Origin of the sequence: uncultured Sulfitobacter sp., assembly GCF_947500075.1 — a bacterium.
Lineage (GTDB): Bacteria > Pseudomonadota > Alphaproteobacteria > Rhodobacterales > Rhodobacteraceae > Sulfitobacter.
The window spans coordinates 340050-357183 of sequence record NZ_CANMQS010000004.1; the positions used below are offsets into that span (position 1 = coordinate 340050).

Sequence of the window (17134 nt, forward strand, 5' to 3'; positions counted from 1 at the left end):
GTGAAAGCCTCCCTTGCCTTTGATTTGGGCATCTGGAGGCGCGGTCGCAAGGCCCTGCGTGTCTGATCGCTACGCAGAGGCTGGACAACGGGCGCACTTTTCCTCTCTGTTGAACTGTGGTCTAAGCCGCTTAATCACGGGGGGAGGCGCGCGGGAATGCCAGAGCGCTTTGAAACGGAAAGCCGAAAACTGCTGGGTCGCTTGCGCGACGCCATGGCAGGCGATGACGCGGGTCAGGCGCGGCTGAACAAGATCACGCATCTGATTGCCACGTCGATGGGCTGCGAAGTCTGCTCCATCTACCTGTTCCGCGACCAGGATACGCTGGAGCTCTGTGCGACCGAAGGGTTGAATGCGGCAGCGGTGCATGAAACGCGGATGAAGCTGGGCGAAGGTCTGGTGGGCCGGGTGGCCAAGCGGCGCAAGGTGGTCAACACGCCAAATGCCCCGCAAGCGCCGGGGTTTCGCTTCATGCCGGAGACGGGGGAAGAGATCTATTCCTCCTTCCTCGGCGTGCCGGTGCAGCGCTTGGGAGAGCCGTTGGGCGTTCTCGTGGTGCAATCGAAAACGGCGCGGGAATTCTCCGCTGATGAGATTTACGCGCTTGAAGTGGTCGCCATGGTGCTGGCTGAGATGACGGAGCTGGGTGCATTTGTGGGCGAAGGGGCCGCGATGTCCGCGCGCCACAGCCAGCCGGTGATGACCCGCGGCACCGTGGGGCAGGAGGGCGTGGCCGAAGGGCATGTCTGGCTGCATGAGCCGCGCGTGGTGGTGTCAAACCCGATTGCCGATGATCCGGTCCGCGAGACGGAGCGGCTGACCGAAGCGGTGGATCAGCTGCGGCTGAGCGTGGATCAGATGCTGTCGATGGCGGCAGGGGACAAGGATCAGCAGCAGGTCATCGAAGCCTACCGCATGTTTGCCAATTCCAAGGGCTGGATGCGGCGGATGACGCAGGACATCCAGAACGGCCTGTCTGCCGAAGCGGCTGTGGAAAAGGAACAATCGCAGGCCCGCGCCCGGATGAGCGAGATCACAGACGCCTATCTGCGGGAGCGGTTGAGCGATCTGGATGATCTCAGCAATCGGTTGCTGCGCATTCTGACCGGGCAGGGCGCGGATACCGGCGCCGAATTACCCCGCGATCCGATCCTTGTTGCGCGTAACATTGGACCGGCGGAGTTGCTGGAGTATGGCCGCAAGCTCAAGGGGATCGTGCTGGAAGGTGGATCGGTGGGCAGCCATGCGGCGATTGTCGCGCGGGCGCTGGCGATCCCGCTGGTGGTGCATGCAAGCCGGATCACCAATGAAGCGCTGAATGGCGATCATATCATGGTGGACGGGGAGCAGGGCATTGTGCACCTGCGTCCCGAGGATACGGTTGCGGCGGCATTTCGCGACAAGATCGCCATGCAAGCGGCTGCGCAGGAACGATATTCCTCGATTAGGGATCTGCCGGCCATGACCCGGTGCGGCAATACAATTGGCCTGCATATGAACGCGGGCCTGATGGCGGACCTGCCTTCGCTCGGCAATTCCGGCGCGGAAGGTGTGGGCCTGTTCCGGACGGAACTCCAGTTTCTGGTGCGCAACAAGATGCCCCGGCGGTCTGAGCTGTCAGCGCTCTACAGCCGCGTTCTGGATGCGGCACAGGGCAAGCGGGTGGTGTTTCGCACGCTCGACATCGGGTCGGACAAGGTGCTGCCCTACATGAAACCCAACGATGAGCCGAACCCGGCGCTGGGCTGGCGCGCGATCCGGGTTGGGCTTGATAAACCGGGGGTGATGCGCATGCAGTTGCAGGCGTTGATCCGTGCGGCAAACGGGCGGCCGCTGACGGTGATGTTCCCCTTTGTGGCGCAGTTTGAGGAATTCCGCGCCGCGCGGGCGGAAATGGACAAGGCACTTGCCCGCGAAGATCGGCTGGGCCACGTGCTGCCGGAACGGATTGAGGTGGGGGCGATGCTGGAGACGCCCAGCCTCGCTTTTGCGCCGCAGAAGTTCTTTGAAGAGGTGGAGTTTCTGTCGATTGGTGGCAATGACCTCAAGCAGTTCTTCTTCGCCGCAGATCGTGAGAATGAGCGGGTGCGCCGGCGCTATGATACGCTGAACGTCAGTTTCCTGACCTTTCTCGAAGGGATCGCGGACCGGTGTCGGGTTACCGACACGGCGCTGTCGTTCTGTGGTGAAGATGCGGGGCGCCCGGTTGAGGCTTTGTGCTTTGCTGCCATCGGGTTTCGGACGCTCTCCATGCGTCCTGCGTCAATCGGGCCGGTCAAGAGCCTGCTGCGGCGCTGCGCGCTGGATGAGGTGCGACAGGTCATTCACGATGCCAGAGACCGCGGAGAGATGTCTGTACGCGGCGCGGTGATGGAGTATGTCCGGGCCCAGCATCAAGGCTGAGGCGGGATCGGGGAGGGGTTATGATCGAGGTGACGCAAGGCAGTCTGCCTATCGTGCTCGGCATCCCTCATTCGGGTACGGAAGTGCCTGTGGATATCTTTGAAACCTTCAGTGACACAGGCAGGGCGCTCGCCGAGACGGATTGGCATATTGACCGTCTTTACAACGGCTTGGGGATGGATCTTAGCGTGATTCAAACGCCCATTCACCGCTACGTTCTGGACGTTGATCATGCGCCGGAAACCTCGAAGACCTTTCCCTGGCTCTCTGCCTCGGGGCTTTTTCCCCTTACAGACCGTGAAGGTGCCGCGATTTACCGTGAAAATGCCGCGCCAGACGCGGCAGAAATGGCTGCGCGGATAGAACGGTATCATTTGCCCTATCACGATGCGATTTCGGTCGAAATGCAGCGCCTCAAGGAGCTCCATGGCACTGCGTTACTGTTCGATTGTCATTCAATTGGATCATTTAATCCACAGGATGTCCTGCATGACTTTCCAACTTTCAACATTTGGACCAATTTATCCAAATCCTGTACACCTTCGATGGAACGTTCTGTTCTGACGCGCTGTTATGCGGCCCAAGACTACGATACGGCGCTCAGTCCCGGCACCAGCGGCGGATGGTCTGTGCTCAAACACGGGCGTCCGGCACGCAACCTCCATGCGATGCGGCTGGAACTGGCTCAGCGGAGTTACATGGATGAAGTGCCGCCCTGGCATTGGCGTGCTGACAAAGCAGAGCGTTTGAGGTCTGTTTTATATAGGGTTCTCAACGACTTGGTTGAATTGCTCAATGAGCGCTCACAATGGTGAGCATACAGATGTCTTAAATCGCGAAATGTAGACGAGGGGCATCAGAACGCGGTTTGATTTTGGCTGAAACGTAATCAAACATCTGAATCAACAGAGAAATTCGGGTGCGCGCGCTTGGGTGATCAATCGTCGTTTGCGAGCGGTGTTCTGGAGTGGTGAACTATATATAGATTCTGAATTTCAAATTAAATATCAAATAGTTAAGGGATGATCCTAATCTCGATTAAGCACCCTTCACACCGATTGGGTTCTCCGAAAAACTCCTGGTGAGACTCCATGCCAACGCTTGAAGGCTCTGTTGAAATAGGGCGCATCGCGATACCCGACGCGCAGTGCAATATCCGCGATGGGATGCAGGGTGAACTTCAGCAGACGCTCCGCTTCGATCATGCGTCTGCGGGTGATCAGATCGTTTGGGGTGGCACCCAGGATGCGTTTGCTGATCCGGGTGAGATGCGGGGGCGAAACCCCAAGCGCATGGGCATACCACCCAACAGCGGCGTCACTGGTGTATTTCTGTTCGATCAGTTTGCAGAACGTCTGGCACTGTTGTTCGTGTTTGGTCAGATCGATGCCACCGGTGGCGGGGGCGATGTGCTGTGGCTGCCCGGCGGTCAGGTAGATCAGCAAGGTCTGGATCAGATGCTGCAACAATTCGGTTCGGTCGGCTTCAAAAGCGTGAAAGGCGCGGGCAAGGTGCCGGGTGATCTGTCGCACCCCGTCAAAGTTCAGCGTGGGGGTCGGTGTCATGACCCGTGGCTTGCCCTGCGTAAAGACGCTCAGACGGTTGCGCGCGGTGTCTTCCAACTGCTCCAGCGGAAAACTCAGCACGTCGCCCACAATGTCCTTGGGAAACTGAAAACCATGAGTGACCATGGGCGGCACACAAAGGATCGTCGGCCCCGTGGTGCGAAACGCGACCTCTCCGGCTTGCACCTGCACACCGGGTGTTTCGAACAGAAAGAACTGCGAAAGGGCTTCGTGGCGGTGCAGTTTGATGTCCCACCCATGTTTGCTGCTGCGCTCACGGATGGTCTCATGGTGGACCGGATCAGATTCCGTGGCAGACAGGAATTCGCCATAGAGCGCATAGGTCGGGATGGGTTTTTGAAGCAAAAGATAATTCCCCGGTCGTTTTTGTTCCCTGTGGTAGCCAAAAGATCGGATAGTGCAAGTATTAACGGCAATGGTCCCTTGAGACCGGACGGGCATTCTGCCTAGTCTCAACCTCAGGTTCCGTTCGGCGAGTGTCTTAATGTCCAAATCCCATCGTACATCGGTCTGCATCATTGGCGCGGGACCTGCCGGATTGTTGTTATCGCAACTGTTGGCCAATGCCGGTGTGGACAGCATCGTGATTGATCGCCGTGACCGCAGCTACATCGAAGGGCGTATTCGGGCCGGTGTCCTGGAGCGTGGCACCGTTGACGCGCTGACGGAGGCGGGTGTGGGCGACAGGATGCACCAAGAGGGGCTGGTGCATGAAGGTTTCGAGCTGGCCTTTGACGGGGAGCGCCACCGCATTGATATCGCGGCGCACACGGGCGCATCGGTGCTGGTGTACGGCCAGACTGAAGTGACGAAGGACCTGTTCGACAAGCGAACCGCCGAAGGCGCACGTTTTTTCTTCAATGCCGAAGACGTCACGCCCGAAGGGATGAAAACGGATCAACCCACGGTCAGTTTTACCCAAAACGGCACGGCGATGACGGTGACATGTGACTACATCGCGGGCTGTGATGGCTTTCACGGCGTGTCGCGCCGGGCTATCCCCCGGGATGTGCTCAACACCTTTGAGCGTGTCTATCCCTTTGGTTGGCTTGGGCTTTTGACCGAACGCCCGCCGGTGAGTGACGAATTGATCTATGCCAATCACGCGCGCGGATTTGCCTTGTGTTCCATGCGGTCGCAGACCCGCAGTCGATACTACCTCCAGTGTGAAGCCGGGGATGATGTGGCCAATTGGTCCGACACCCGGTTCTGGGAAGAACTGGCCCGCCGCATCGGTGAAGCCTCTGCCGCAGATTTGCAAACCGGCCCATCGATTGAGAAATCCATCGCACCGCTGCGGTCCTTCGTGGCGGAGCCGATGCGGTATGGAAACCTGTTTCTTGCGGGGGATGCGGCGCATATTGTTCCGCCGACAGGGGCGAAGGGGCTCAATCTGGCCGTGGCAGATGTGCGTTTGCTGTCGCGCGCCTTGATCGAACGCTATCGCACCGGCACGACCGAGCATATCGGCAGCTATTCACAGATCGTTCTGGCCCGCGTCTGGAAGGTGGAGCGGTTCTCATGGCAGCTGTCCAACCTGATGCACCAGTTTCCCGAGCATTCGGCGTTTGAAAAGCGGATGCAGCGGGCTGAGTTCGATTACCTCGTGCAATCGGAAGCCGCATCGAAGACAATTGCAGAGAATTACGTAGGCCTGCCGCTGGAGTGATCCGGCGCAGGGGCGGAGAGGCTTTTGGACTTCAAGACGTGCAACGAGACCCTGATTGCCTATCGCCATCAACAGGGCAGTGGGCCGGTTGTGGTCTGCGCCCATGCGCTGGGATGTGATCAGAGCATCTGGGACAATGCGCTACTGGCGCTCGGACCGACGCAGGCGCGGTTGACCTATGATTTGCGGGGCCATGGTGCCAGTGGGTGGGACTGTGGGCCGGATGGGCTCACCATCCAGACGCTGGGCGGGGATCTGATTGCGCTGCTTGAGGCGCTTGGGCTGCAACAGGTGATCCTCTGCGGTGTGTCGATTGGGGGCATGGTGGCGCAGTATGTGGCGGCGGTGCGTCCTGATCTGCTGCGGGGGCTGGTCTTGTGCAACACGGCCCCGCGCATTGGCACGGTTGAGCGGTGGGAAGCGCGCATTGCAGCGGTGCGGGCGCAGGGGCTGGCTGCACTTGCTGACGACATTCTGGCGCAATGGTTTCCCCCCGCCTTCAAAAACGCGGCACCAGAGGCTTGGGCGGGGCACAAGGCAATGCTGCAACGTAACGATCCGGACGCCTATGTGCAGGCCTGCGCCGCGTTGCGCGACGCGGATCTGACATCGGAAACTGCCGGGATCATGCTGCCCACCACTTGCGTGTCGGGCAGTGCGGATGGATCGGTGACGCCGGCACAGGTTGCCGATCTTGCCGGGCGCATTGCGGGGGCGCGGCACATCACTTTGGAAGGTGTGGGGCATTTGCCCTGTCTTGATGCTCCGGATGCTGTGGCGCAGGTCATCCGGGATATGATCGACCGGACAGCACCCGCACAGACCCGGCAGGAGGCCGGTATGGCCGTGCGCCGCGCGGTGTTGGGGGATGCCCATGTTGACCGGGCAGAGGGCGCGCGCACCGCCTTTGATGATGCCTTTCAAACCCTGATCACCGAAGGCGCATGGGGCACGGTCTGGGCCAGTGACGCGATATCGCTGCGCGAGCGGTCAATGCTGACCCTGGCGCTGCTGGCAGCCTTGGGGAATTTTGATGAAATCCCCATGCACGTGCGCGCAACTGCCCGCACCGGCGCGGGGGAGAGTGATTTGCGTGAGGTTTTTCAACATGTTGCGGTATATGCGGGTGTTCCGCGGGCAAACCATGCGCTGAAACTGGCCAAGCAGACCTTGGCAGAGATGAGGGAGAGTGGTGATGGCTGAGGCACCGTTCAAACCACGCGATCTGGGGGCGCATCCGCCGCCGTTCTATCCGGACTATCGCTCAACCCATTTTCGCGCGCCGTCGCATGCCTTGCTGCACTACGCGCCAACCGCGACAGAGATGGCCGGGCCGGTCTTCGGGCAAGGCATGCTGGGGGCGGATGATGACGATCTGATCGTCAACTACGCCGCAGCGGGGCAAGCGGCATTGGGGCCGCGTATCCTTGTGCATGGGGTTTTGCGCGATCAGGACGCAAGGCCGATGCCGGGCAAGCTGATCGAGGTCTGGCAGGCCAACGCAGGCGGGCGCTATCGTCACAAGAAGGACGGCTACCTTGCGCCGCTTGACCCGAACTTCGGCGGCTGCGGGCGGTGTGTGACGGGGCCTGACGGGACCTACAGCTTTCGCACCATACAGCCTGGCCCCTATCCCTGGCCCAATGGCGGCAACGATTGGCGGCCCGCACATATTCATTTCTCTGTCTTTGGAGACGGGTTTGCCCAGCGGCTGATCACGCAGATGTATTTCGAAGGTGATCCGCATATCGCGCTTTGCCCGATTGTGCAGTCCATTCCGGACCCCAAGGGCATCGACACGCTGGTGGCGCGGCTGGACATGGGACAGACTGTGCCGATGGACATCCGCGCCTACCGCTTTGACATCACTCTGCGCGGGCGCGATGCCACCTATTTTGAGAACTTCAAGGACGGCACATGAAGGAAACGCCTTCTCAAACTGCGGGGCCTTACGTCCACATTGGCTGTGTGCCCCGGTTTGCGGGCCTGCGCGGCATGTACGACGGGCAGGATCTGGGGGCCGAGATGATCACGGGAGAGGTCGCGGGCACGCGCATCAGCTTCATCGGCGCGGTCTATGACGGCGAAGGGGCACCGGTAACCGACGCGATGGTCGAGATCTGGCAAGCCGCTCCGGATGGGACCTTTTCACCCGAGGGGTTCACCAGCTGGGGACGCCAGCCCGCCGACGCGCAGGGCGCATTCCGGTTCGAGACGCTGAAACCCGGCGCCATGGGGGCGCAGGCGCCGCATATCCTGGTGTGGATCGTGGCGCGGGGGATCGGCCTTGGCCTGACAACACGCGCCTATTTTGCGGATGAGGACAACAGCAGCGATCCGGTGTATCAGCGCGCTGGATCGCGAGCGCAGACGCTTGTGGCAAGGGCCGTTGAAGGCGGGTATCATCTGGACATTCACCTGCAAGGTCCGAAAGAAACGGTATTCTTCGATGTCTGAAAACCCATGTATCCTGTGTTGCGCGATCACCGGATCCGTGCCCACCAAAGCCAACAACCCAGCCGTGCCCATTTCGGTTTCCGAGCAGATCGAAAGCAGCCACGCGGCGGTGGAAGCGGGGGCGTCGATCATCCACGCGCATGTGCGCAACGCGGATGAGACACCGTCGTCTGACCCGGAGAAGTTCGCCGCCTTGAAAGAAGGGTTGGAGAAACACTGCCCCGGTGTGGTGATCCAGTTCTCAACCGGAGGACGGTCCGGAGCGGGGCAGGAGCGGGGCGGCATGTTGCCATTGCGGCCTGACATGGCGTCGCTCTCTGTCGGCTCAAACAATTTTCCGACCCGCGTGTATGAAAACCCACCTGATCTGGTCGCGTGGCTGGCGTCAGAAATGACCACATATGGCATCACGCCTGAGATCGAAGCCTTTGATCTGAGCCATATCTTGCAGGCGATTGCGATGCACAAGGCCGGGGTGCTGCCCGGCAGGCTCTATGTGCAGTTCGTGATGGGGGTGAAGAACGCGATGCCTGCGGACAAGGCGGTGTTTGACTTCTACGTTGAAACCATGCGCGCCCGCGCGCCGGAGGCACCGTGGTGCGCCGCTGGCATCGGGCCTGCGCAGATCGAGGTCAACGAATGGGCCATCGCCGCAGGCGGGAACACGCGGGCAGGGTTGGAAGACAACATGCGGCTGGACCGCGCGCGACTTGCGCCATCCAACGCGGCACTGATCGCGCGTGCGGCTGAGCTGTGTGAGAAATACGAACGCCCTGTGGCCAGTTTTGCGCAGACGCGGGATATTCTGGGCCTCGCCCCTGCGGCTGTCTGACTGGCCCAAGAGCATCCGGGGCCTTTCTGCGCAACTGAGTGCTTCGGGTTTTGGGTCGGCTGCTCTAGTCGGGCCACTTCCACGCGATTGCAGCAAGGTAGTTGCCCGTCTCGACCGAACTGACCGTCATGCGTCTGGGTCCATAGCCATCCGCTGGCCGCGGATTGCGAAAGGCTTTGCGGTTGCGCGCCAATCGGGTCAGGCCCGACAGGGTCAGCACCATAAACGCGCCTTCAGCCCGCAAGGGCACGGTATCAATCGGATGCCATCCCTGGTCCAACGCATCCTCCAACATCTTGTAGGGATCTCTGCGACTTGGGAGGGAGTGTTTCATAGCGTTCAAATTCGATCTTGGTGCTGGCAAGAAGCGAGGTGCCTGCTTCTTGCGCGAATGATCAACAGATAGGCACTGATGCACCAGATGGCCAGAGGCCGGCCGCGAGGTAACATCTATTTGGCCGATCAAAGGGGCGATGACCGGCCAATCAGTGTCTTCGGTCGCGCGTTTCAGGACCGCTGCATTTCCTTGGTCAGGAAGGGCTCCGGGCTGTCGACCTCGACCAGTTTCTTTCGGTCAATCCACCAAAAGCGGTTGCCGACATTGCGCAGAAAGCTGCGGTCGTGGCTGACCAGCAAACATGCGGCACCATGGCCGACCAATTCGCGCTCAAGCGCTTCCTGTCCTTCGATGTCCAGATGGTTTGTCGGCTCATCCAGCAGATAGAAGTTCGGGTTCTTCAGACGCAGCACCAACATGGCCAGCCGCGCCTTTTGCCCGCCGGAGAGTGCGCCGATCCGCGTGTCCTGCATCCGGATCTCAACCCCGGCACCGGCCAGCAATCCACGTGCGCGTTGATCCCCAACGTCGAATTGCCCCGCCACCGCTGTCATGGGTGTGTCGGCATCATCCAATTGGCCCAGATGCTGATCCGAAAAGGCGGAAACGACCGAAGGGGCGCATTTGATGGCGCTGTTTTCCCCGATCAGCGCGCGTTGGATGGCCTGCACAAGCTGGGTCTTTCCAGTGCCGTTGCTGCCCAACAGGACAATCCGGTCACCGGGCAGAATCCATTTCTGCCCCGTGGTATAAAGCGGTTTGCCATCTGGCGTCTCGACCTGCACGTCCTCCAGCGTAATCAAAGCCTTGGCGTGGGTGCCGCTGTTGACCAGCTTGATGTCCCCTGCCGGGCGCTCCTGATGCGCGGGTCTGGCGGCGGCTTCTATCTTCTCTGCACGTTCGGACAGTTGTTTGGTCTTGACCACCAGCAAGTCCGAGCCGGAGTTGATCCCGATGTTCTTCAGCTTTGCGGCCTGCTTGCGCAATTGCTGGGCCTTGTTCAGATCATTGGCAAAGCGCCGTTCGTCAGCGGCATCCGCTTCTTCAAGTGCGGCGCGGGCAGGGGTGAAGGGCAGCGGAAAGATCCGCGACCTTTCGGCCCGCAAAAAGAGCGTCTTGTTGGTCGTGGCATCCAGAAAGGCGCGGTCGTGGGAGGTGATCACCACGGGTAGTTCGCGGGGCAAGGCGCCCAGCCAGTCCTGCAACAGGCTAATGCGGTGCAGGTCCAGATGGTTGGTCGGTTCATCCAGCAGCAGCATGTCGGGTTCGCTCACCCAGGCTGCTGCCAACATCGCCGTGCGCTGCCACCCGCCGCTGAGATCGCTCAGCGGTTTGTGTTGCAGATCATAGGGCACCTTGAGGTCATCCAGCACGACATCCACCCGCCAGCTTTCGTATTCGGCCTGCTCATGCGGCAAAGCGGCAAGCACAAGCGCGTGGATGGTCAGCGGCAGCGCGTCTGGCGGCACGTTCTGGGTGACCTGGCTGATCCGCAGGCCACGGGCGCAGGTGATCTCTCCGATCGTGGCCTCGCCGGTTCCGGCAAGCACATCAAGCAGTGTGGATTTCCCACGGCCATTGGCGGCCACAAGCCCGATGCGGTCGCCTTTGGATATGGTGAGGTTGAGGTCTGTAAAAAGCGGATTGCTGAGCGTCACGCCCAGGCCGTTGGTATTCAGAAGTGTCATAGAAGTCTCAGGTCATAGCAAGAGGTGCCGCAGCGCGGCTTGGGGCAGACCTATGTGGGGCGGTGTTCCCGGGCCAGCCCTGCAAACGGATTTACAGGGCGCAGCGGGGACCGTGCTGAAGTCGGCGGATGATGCGCATGCTCAGCTTGTGCCCTCCCTTGTACGTGTTGGACCTGTGGGAAAGTCTAGCTGTCCGGGCGTCAGGAATCAAATCCTATCCCGAAGCGATCCAGTGTCCGCAAAAAGGTTGAGCGATGCCCGGTTCTATCTTCACGGGCCAGATCCCGTTGCGCCCGCCGCACTGCCATGGACCGAAACGGCTCTGGCGGGAAGGGCACGGGCCAGCGGCGGGGCATGCGCAGGCGCGTGCGTTCGGTGTCAGCGCCTTCCAGCAGATCAAGCATGGTGAGGGCGGCAAACCGGCTGGCGGAGACCCCCTGTCCGGTGAACCCCATTGCATAGGCCACCCGTCCACCCCAGGCGCGCCCTACGAAGAAGGTGGTGCGGGCAGAGGTGTCGATGATCCCGCCCCAGGCATGGCTGAACCGGACGTGGGCCAGTGGGGGAAAGGCCTTAGCAAACTGCGCGGCAAGCCGGGCAAAGCTCTCTGGCCGTTGCAGGTTCCCGGCGTCGCGGTTGCTGCCATAGTGATAGATTGCGTCATAGCCCGCCCACAGCATCCGGTTGTCGGGCGTCTTGCGGAAATAGTGGAACTGATTGCCGCTGTCCGCAATGCCATGCGGCCCGCTCCAGCCGATGCTGGCCCATTGATCCTCGCTCAGCGGTTCGGTCACCAGAGAGTAGTCGTAAATCGGGATGAAGGCGGCGCGCAGGCGTTTGAGGAGCGGAACGCGGGCATTGGTGGCCAGAACGACCTGTTTGGCCGAAAGCTGCGCCTTTGGCGTCTTCAGCGCCACATGGGAGCCTGTCTTGGACAGCGCTGTGACTGTGCTTTGCTCATGTATAACAATGTCTTGCTCAACGCAGACCCGGCGGAGCTCCGACACGGTGCGGGCGGGATTGATCAAGCCATAATTCGGCTCATAAAGGCCTGCGGTATAGGCGGGGCTGTCCAGCTTGGCGCGCAGGGCGTCCCCCGTCAGGAGTGTGCAGTCGATCCCGAAGCGCTGATAGTGGCGCGCCATGCGGTCCAGACCGTCGGCTTGCCACGGTGTCGCTGCAACGTTCAGTTTGCCGCAGCGCTGGAACCCGGTTTCCATCTTGTAGTCGCTGAGATCCTGCACATAGTCATCAAGGTTTTGGCGTCCCAGCCGGATCAACTCCGCTGCCTCTGCCGGGAAGCGCGCCAGCGCGTTGGACACGCCATGAGAGATCGACGGTGCACAAAACCCGCCGGTGCGCCCGCTGGCATCCTGCCCGCAGCGGCCCCCTTCCAACAGCACAATCCTTGCGTCCGGCCAACGCGCACGGGCCTTCAGGGCCGTCCACAACCCGGTGAAACCTCCGCCAACGATGGCAAGGTCGCATGTGCTGTCCGATGTCAGCGGTGGGCAGGGAGGCGCGGCGGCAACAGTGCTGTGCCAGAACGGCTCCGGACTGGCCCTAGCCCAGAGGGGCGCACCGGATGGGCCATCATCCCGCATGGCGAAAGCCCTGCGTCACGACATCTTCCGTCCGCCTGCATCCAGAAACCAATCGTCCGGATAGGGATACCACCAGTCGTGGCGGATGGGTTTGTGATCCAGAATGACCATCTTGGAGCGCCGGAAGGTATCAAGCCCCATGCGCCCCAACTCCCGCCCGATGCCGGAGTTTTTCCAGCCGCCAAAAGGCAGTGCATCGTTGTCGATCATGGGATTGTTGATCCAGACCATCCCGGCCTCCAACTGTTCATGCGCCGCATGCGCCTCTTCCAGCGAGGTGGTAAAGACGCAGGCGCCCAACCCGAAATCCGAGGCATTGGCACCCGCAATGGCGGCTTCGAAGTCCGGGACTTTGACGATGGCGACGACAGGGCCAAAACATTCCTGATGCAGCAGGTCCATCTCGGCTGTGCATTCCGTCAGGATTGTTGGTTCATAGAACCACCCTGTCTGGTGATCCGGCGGGATGCGCCCGCCGCAGACGACCCGTGCCCCCTTGGCCACCGCATCCGCCACCAGACGTTCCACCTTGTCCCGCGCGGCTTTGCTGACCAGCGGGCCGATCTCTGATGTGTCCAGACCGTTCCCGACGCGCAGGCGTGCTGTTTCGGCTTTGAAAGCGGCAACAAACTCGTCGTGCACGCTGTCGACAACATAAAGCCGCTCGGTTGAGGTGCAAACCTGCCCGGACATGTGGAACGCGCCCGTGACGGCACCGGCGGCGGCAATATCCAGCGGCGCATGGGCGGTGATGATCATCGGGTCAGAGCCACCTGCTTCGATCACAGCGGGTTTCATCCTGGCCCCCGCAGCGGCGGCGACCGCCTGTCCAGCGGCCACAGAGCCGGTGAAGGCCACCGCATGGGTGCGCGGGCTGTCGACCAGCGCCTTGCCCACCTCCGCCCCGCCGGGCAGGCAGGCGATCAAACCCTCGGGTAGATCGGCAAAGACCTGCATGAACTCCAACGTGCACAGGGTTGTGGCTTCGGCAGGCTTGACCACACAGCCGTTCCCCGCCGCCAGTGACGCGGCCACCGTCCAGCACATTAGCAGGATCGGGAAGTTGAACGGCATGATGTGCACGGAAACGCCCAGCGGCTCATATTTGGCGAACTGCAAGGACCCCAATTGCGTGGTGCCCGCAACCTTGCCTGCTTCATCACGGGCCATTTCGGCGAAATAGCGGAAGATGGGCGCACAATTGGCAATCTCTCCGATGGCCTCGGGATAGGGTTTGCCCATTTCCCGGCTCATCAGGATGGCGCAATCGGTGAAGTCCGCCGCGTCAATGCGGTTGGCAAGGGTATGGAGGACTTTGGCGCGCGATTTGGCGTCGATATGTTTCCATTCGGCTTGCGCGGCGGTGACCTGTGCGAGCGCCGCGTCGATCTCAGCCGCGGTGACTTGCGCACGGGTGCCAACGGCTTGCAGCGTTGCGGGATCTATCACGGGTTGGCCTGCGCCCGCAGCACCGACAAAGCGCGGCGTTACGAAATAGCAGGGTTTCTGAATGTCCAACATCACCTGTCCCTCTCCACGGGTTTCGAAAGTGCGGCCCCCGCATCGCGCCAACCGGGCAGGGTGGTGTCGAGCAATTGCGCAATCTCAATCAATCCGGCGTCTTTGAGCGCGGTCTGCATCTGCCACATCACACGCGGCATGAAGCGCAGGTAGCCGGGTTTCCCATCGCGTTGGTGCAGCCGCAGGAATTGCCCGGCCAGCCGCGTGTGGCGTTGGGCAGCCAGCAGATGGTAGCGGTGCAATATCTCCTCCGACGGGCAACAGGACGCGGGCACGGCCGCCAGATAGCGGTCGAGCATGGCCTGCTCCAGCCCCGGTGCCAGATCCCGGCGGGCATCCTGCAACAGCGACATGAGGTCATACTCCGCAGGTCCCAGCACGCCATCCTGGAAGTCCAGAAGGCCGCAGGCGGCAACCCCTGTCCGACCTTCCAGAAGCATCAGGTTGTCGATGTGAAAGTCCCTAAGAACAAGTGTTTGCGGCGCGATCTTCAACCTCTCAAACGCATTCTCCCATAGCAGGCGGAACGATGCATCGAAGGCTTCGACATCCACTTGCGGCGCAAAAGTCGGCACAAACCAATGCGAAAAGCGGGAGACCTCGTCCAGCAGGGTATCGGTGTCATAAACAGGTGCGGTGACATCCGCGGCATTGGCATGGCTGTGCAGATGCACAAGCGCATCGATCGCCAGTGCATAGAGCGCATTCTCATCACGTCCCTGCGCCAGCAGCGCGCCGTAGGTGCCGGTCCCGAAATCCTCGATCAGCGCCAACCCGACAGCCGGATCAGCCCCGTGCACACGCGGAACGCTCAACCCCAGCCCCCCCAGATGCCGCGCGAGCCGGATGAAGGCGGCAAAGCCAACCGGGTCCGTGCGGTCTTCCATCAGCAGCTTGCCCTCTCCGGTCAGGCGGTAGTACCGCCGGGGGGAGGCATCGCTGGGCAGGCGTTCGATCGCAGCATCGCTCAGCCCATGACGGGCCAGAAACGTCACAATCGGGCGGTCCAATGGCGGCAGGATGGTGGCGGCGTTCATCGGATCATGTAGACCTTCTTGACTGTCTCATGCACGGTGCAGACCCCTTTCCAATCCTGTGGAAAAAAGGCGGCGGTGTCTGGCGTGACCTCGATGATGTCGCCACTTTCATGCACATAGGTGCAGCGCCCTTCCAGAAAATGGCAAAACTCATCGCGGGTAACGTGGCAGTTCCACGTGCCGGGGGTGCAAATCCACAGCCCACATTCGGACTGCCCCTCCGGTCCCTTGTGCAGCAACACGCCGCTGGTATGAGACTGCCCTTCGATCATGGTGTCGATGGGCCCCCAATCGACGGTTTCGGTCACTTCCAAAGGTTTGTGAAGTACGGGTGCTTTCATCGGTCTGCCTCAGCTCAGCATGTATATGTTGCGGATGGTTTCATGGACTTCGGCCTCTCCGGTCCAGCCTTGGGGGAACAGAACGCAGGTTCCCGGCGTGACTTCAATCACATCTCCATCGTCTGAGCGATAGGTCGCACGCCCTTTGACGAAATGGCAGAACTCATCGCGCGGCAGGCTGAGACGCCAGCGCCCCGGCGTGCAGTCCCAGATGCCGCTTTCGGGGATGTTATCCGGCCCCTTGTGCAACAGCCGCCCGGTGGAATGCGAGGCCCCCGCCAGCGCATCCGGCTGCGGGCCCCAATCCACCAGATCATCGAAATCACAGGCCCCGTGGATATGCGGGGCAGAGGAGGCGAGGTTGGTCATTCGACCAGACCCGCCAGCAGTTTTGCCGCCTTAACAGGCCCTTCGCCGCTTTGCATATGGGCCGAGATTTTCGCAAGCCGCGCGTGCATGTCAGCATCCGTGAGGCAGGTTTCGATCTTGGCGATCATCTCCTCATCGGTCCAGTCATAGCGGTCGGATCGGAACCCATACCCGGTTTCCTGCACCCGCATCGCATTGTCATGGCCGTCCCAGACATAAGGCATGATGACCGCAGGCTTGCCGAAGAACAGGCATTCCGTGAAGGAGTTGTTGCCCCCGTGATGGATCACCGCATCGACCTGCGGGATGACAGAGGGCTGCGGATACCAGCTTTGGATGACGACGTTGGGCGGGATATCAGAGTATTCGCCCTCATAGTCGCCGACGTTCACCAAGGCGCGGTAGCGGGACTTGCCAACCAGCGTGATCAGGCGTTTGAGCAGGTCGGTATCGCCAGCGCCCAGCGAGCCGAAGGAGATATACAAGAGCGGCCCGTCGTTGTTAGCCGCAAAGGTCGGCACCTCGTAATCCTCATCCTTGCGCACGCAGCCTTCGAGGTACTGGAACTGGGCGGGGTCCAGCGGGTGCTGCCGCTCATAGGTCAGCGGCTCTGGATAGAGCATCATGTTCATGTGGGGGGAGGCCTCAAAGAACTCGCCCAGCTTGTAGGGCGCCTCGCCGCAGGTCTCCAGGAAGGCGTTGAAATCCTCATGGATCGGTTTGATCACCTCCTCGAACTTTGCGCGGAACGCGGCGTGGCCTGCGGTGTCATCCGATGCCATGCCGGACAGATGTGGCGGGATTTTCGGGTCTTCGATCTCATTCTCGGAACAAGAGATGATCCGCACCCAAGGCACGCCGTATTGCTTGATCGCGGGGAAAAGGATCACGTTGTCCACGGCGATCACATCGGGTTTGATCTTGGCCAGCACGGCAGGCAAATCCTTCTCCGCCCATTTGGCGCTGTCGACAATCGCTTCCCAGCATTCCTTGACGTAGTTGTCGATCTGATCAATCGGCGCTTTGCGGAAGTTGGGGATGTGGCCGTTGATGAAGTCTTCCCAGAACTTGGCCATCTGCTCAGGTTCCATTGGCTCGGACAACGCAACGGGATGCGCTTCAAAGCCGTAGCCCTCGTAGATCTCGACAAAGCCGGGGTCGGACAGGAAGACAGCCTTGTGACCCATCGCGGTGATGGCTTGCGCGATCCCGACCGAGTTCAGGGCGGGGCCGAAGGCGGCTTCGGGGAAGAAGGCGAAGGTTTTCTGTTCCATGGTGTCTCCTTTATCG

Annotated in this window: 16 protein-coding genes and 1 pseudogene; 8 read left to right on the plus strand and 9 right to left on the minus strand. The window is 61.0% G+C overall.

Features of this window, described 5'->3' with window-relative positions:
- The first annotated feature begins 156 nt into the window (after window positions 1-156).
- Both ptsP and Q1A91_RS14580 read left to right on the plus strand, forming a co-directional pair.
- The gene (ptsP, locus tag Q1A91_RS14575) at window positions 157-2403 is read left to right on the plus strand and encodes a phosphoenolpyruvate--protein phosphotransferase (RefSeq protein WP_299878775.1); all 2247 of its coding nucleotides are present in this window, start codon (window positions 157-159) and stop codon (window positions 2401-2403) included.
- A 20-nt stretch (window positions 2404-2423) separates the two neighbouring features.
- Entirely contained in the window at window positions 2424-3218 is a 795-nt protein-coding gene (locus Q1A91_RS14580; RefSeq protein WP_299878778.1) for an N-formylglutamate amidohydrolase, read from the plus strand.
- 234 nt (window positions 3219-3452) lie between these two features.
- Here the strand turns inward: Q1A91_RS14580 and Q1A91_RS14585 are convergent, their stop codons facing one another.
- Window positions 3453-4334, minus strand: coding sequence for a helix-turn-helix domain-containing protein (locus tag Q1A91_RS14585; protein WP_299878781.1), 882 nt, complete (start codon window positions 4332-4334; stop codon window positions 3453-3455).
- Between the two features lie 139 nt (window positions 4335-4473).
- On the opposite strand from Q1A91_RS14585, the gene pobA reads away from it, so the two are divergent.
- The 6 genes and pseudogenes from pobA to Q1A91_RS14615 all read left to right on the plus strand — a co-directional run bounded on the left by pobA (window position 4474) and on the right by Q1A91_RS14615 (window position 8947).
- A complete protein-coding gene (gene pobA / locus Q1A91_RS14590; RefSeq protein WP_299878784.1) occupies window positions 4474-5658 on the plus strand; it encodes a 4-hydroxybenzoate 3-monooxygenase in 1185 nt (394 codons plus the stop codon).
- A 90-nt stretch (window positions 5659-5748) separates the two neighbouring features.
- Window positions 5749-6435 (plus strand): annotated as a pseudogene (locus tag Q1A91_RS14595) (alpha/beta fold hydrolase); the annotation flags it as partial.
- Window positions 6436-6453: 18 nt separating this feature from the next.
- A complete protein-coding gene (pcaC, locus tag Q1A91_RS14600) occupies window positions 6454-6861 on the plus strand; it encodes a 4-carboxymuconolactone decarboxylase (RefSeq protein WP_299879465.1) in 408 nt (135 codons plus the stop codon).
- Window positions 6854-7579, plus strand: a complete 726-nt coding sequence (gene pcaH, locus Q1A91_RS14605; protein WP_299878787.1) for a protocatechuate 3,4-dioxygenase subunit beta — start codon at window positions 6854-6856, stop codon at window positions 7577-7579. Before pcaC ends, pcaH begins: the two co-directional genes overlap by 8 nt.
- Window positions 7576-8115 carry a protocatechuate 3,4-dioxygenase subunit alpha gene (gene pcaG / locus Q1A91_RS14610; RefSeq protein WP_299878790.1) on the plus strand — a complete coding sequence of 180 codons (540 nt, stop codon included), beginning with the start codon at window positions 7576-7578 and terminating at the stop codon, window positions 8113-8115. Before pcaH ends, pcaG begins: the two co-directional genes overlap by 4 nt.
- Window positions 8108-8947 carry a 3-keto-5-aminohexanoate cleavage protein gene (locus Q1A91_RS14615; protein ID WP_299878793.1) on the plus strand — a complete coding sequence of 280 codons (840 nt, stop codon included), beginning with the start codon at window positions 8108-8110 and terminating at the stop codon, window positions 8945-8947. The genes pcaG and Q1A91_RS14615 overlap by 8 nt, the downstream gene beginning before the upstream one ends.
- Window positions 8948-9011: 64 nt before the next feature.
- Here the strand turns inward: Q1A91_RS14615 and Q1A91_RS14620 are convergent, their stop codons facing one another.
- From Q1A91_RS14620 to Q1A91_RS14655, 8 genes are all read right to left on the minus strand, one after another.
- Window positions 9012-9281: a hypothetical protein gene (locus tag Q1A91_RS14620; RefSeq protein WP_299878796.1), complete on the minus strand. Its 270-nt coding sequence runs from the start codon at window positions 9279-9281 to the stop codon at window positions 9012-9014.
- Between the two features lie 173 nt (window positions 9282-9454).
- Window positions 9455-10972, minus strand: a complete 1518-nt coding sequence (locus tag Q1A91_RS14625; protein ID WP_299878799.1) for an ABC-F family ATP-binding cassette domain-containing protein — start codon at window positions 10970-10972, stop codon at window positions 9455-9457.
- Between the two features lie 200 nt (window positions 10973-11172).
- Window positions 11173-12576 carry an FAD-binding oxidoreductase gene (locus tag Q1A91_RS14630; protein ID WP_299878802.1) on the minus strand — a complete coding sequence of 468 codons (1404 nt, stop codon included), beginning with the start codon at window positions 12574-12576 and terminating at the stop codon, window positions 11173-11175.
- 15 nt (window positions 12577-12591) lie between these two features.
- Entirely contained in the window at window positions 12592-14097 is a 1506-nt protein-coding gene (locus Q1A91_RS14635) for an aldehyde dehydrogenase (RefSeq protein ID WP_299878805.1), read from the minus strand.
- Window positions 14097-15134, minus strand: coding sequence for a phosphotransferase (locus tag Q1A91_RS14640; RefSeq protein WP_299878808.1), 1038 nt, complete (start codon window positions 15132-15134; stop codon window positions 14097-14099). The genes Q1A91_RS14635 and Q1A91_RS14640 overlap by 1 nt, the downstream gene beginning before the upstream one ends.
- On the minus strand, window positions 15131-15475 hold the full coding sequence (locus Q1A91_RS14645) for a cupin domain-containing protein (RefSeq protein WP_299878811.1): 345 nt from the start codon (window positions 15473-15475) through the stop codon (window positions 15131-15133). The genes Q1A91_RS14640 and Q1A91_RS14645 overlap by 4 nt, the downstream gene beginning before the upstream one ends.
- Window positions 15476-15484: 9 nt before the next feature.
- Window positions 15485-15844, minus strand: a complete 360-nt coding sequence (locus Q1A91_RS14650) for a cupin domain-containing protein (protein ID WP_299878813.1) — start codon at window positions 15842-15844, stop codon at window positions 15485-15487.
- A complete protein-coding gene (locus Q1A91_RS14655) occupies window positions 15841-17118 on the minus strand; it encodes a glycosyltransferase (RefSeq protein WP_299878816.1) in 1278 nt (425 codons plus the stop codon). The genes Q1A91_RS14650 and Q1A91_RS14655 overlap by 4 nt, the downstream gene beginning before the upstream one ends.
- Window positions 17119-17134: the final 16 nt, after the last annotated feature.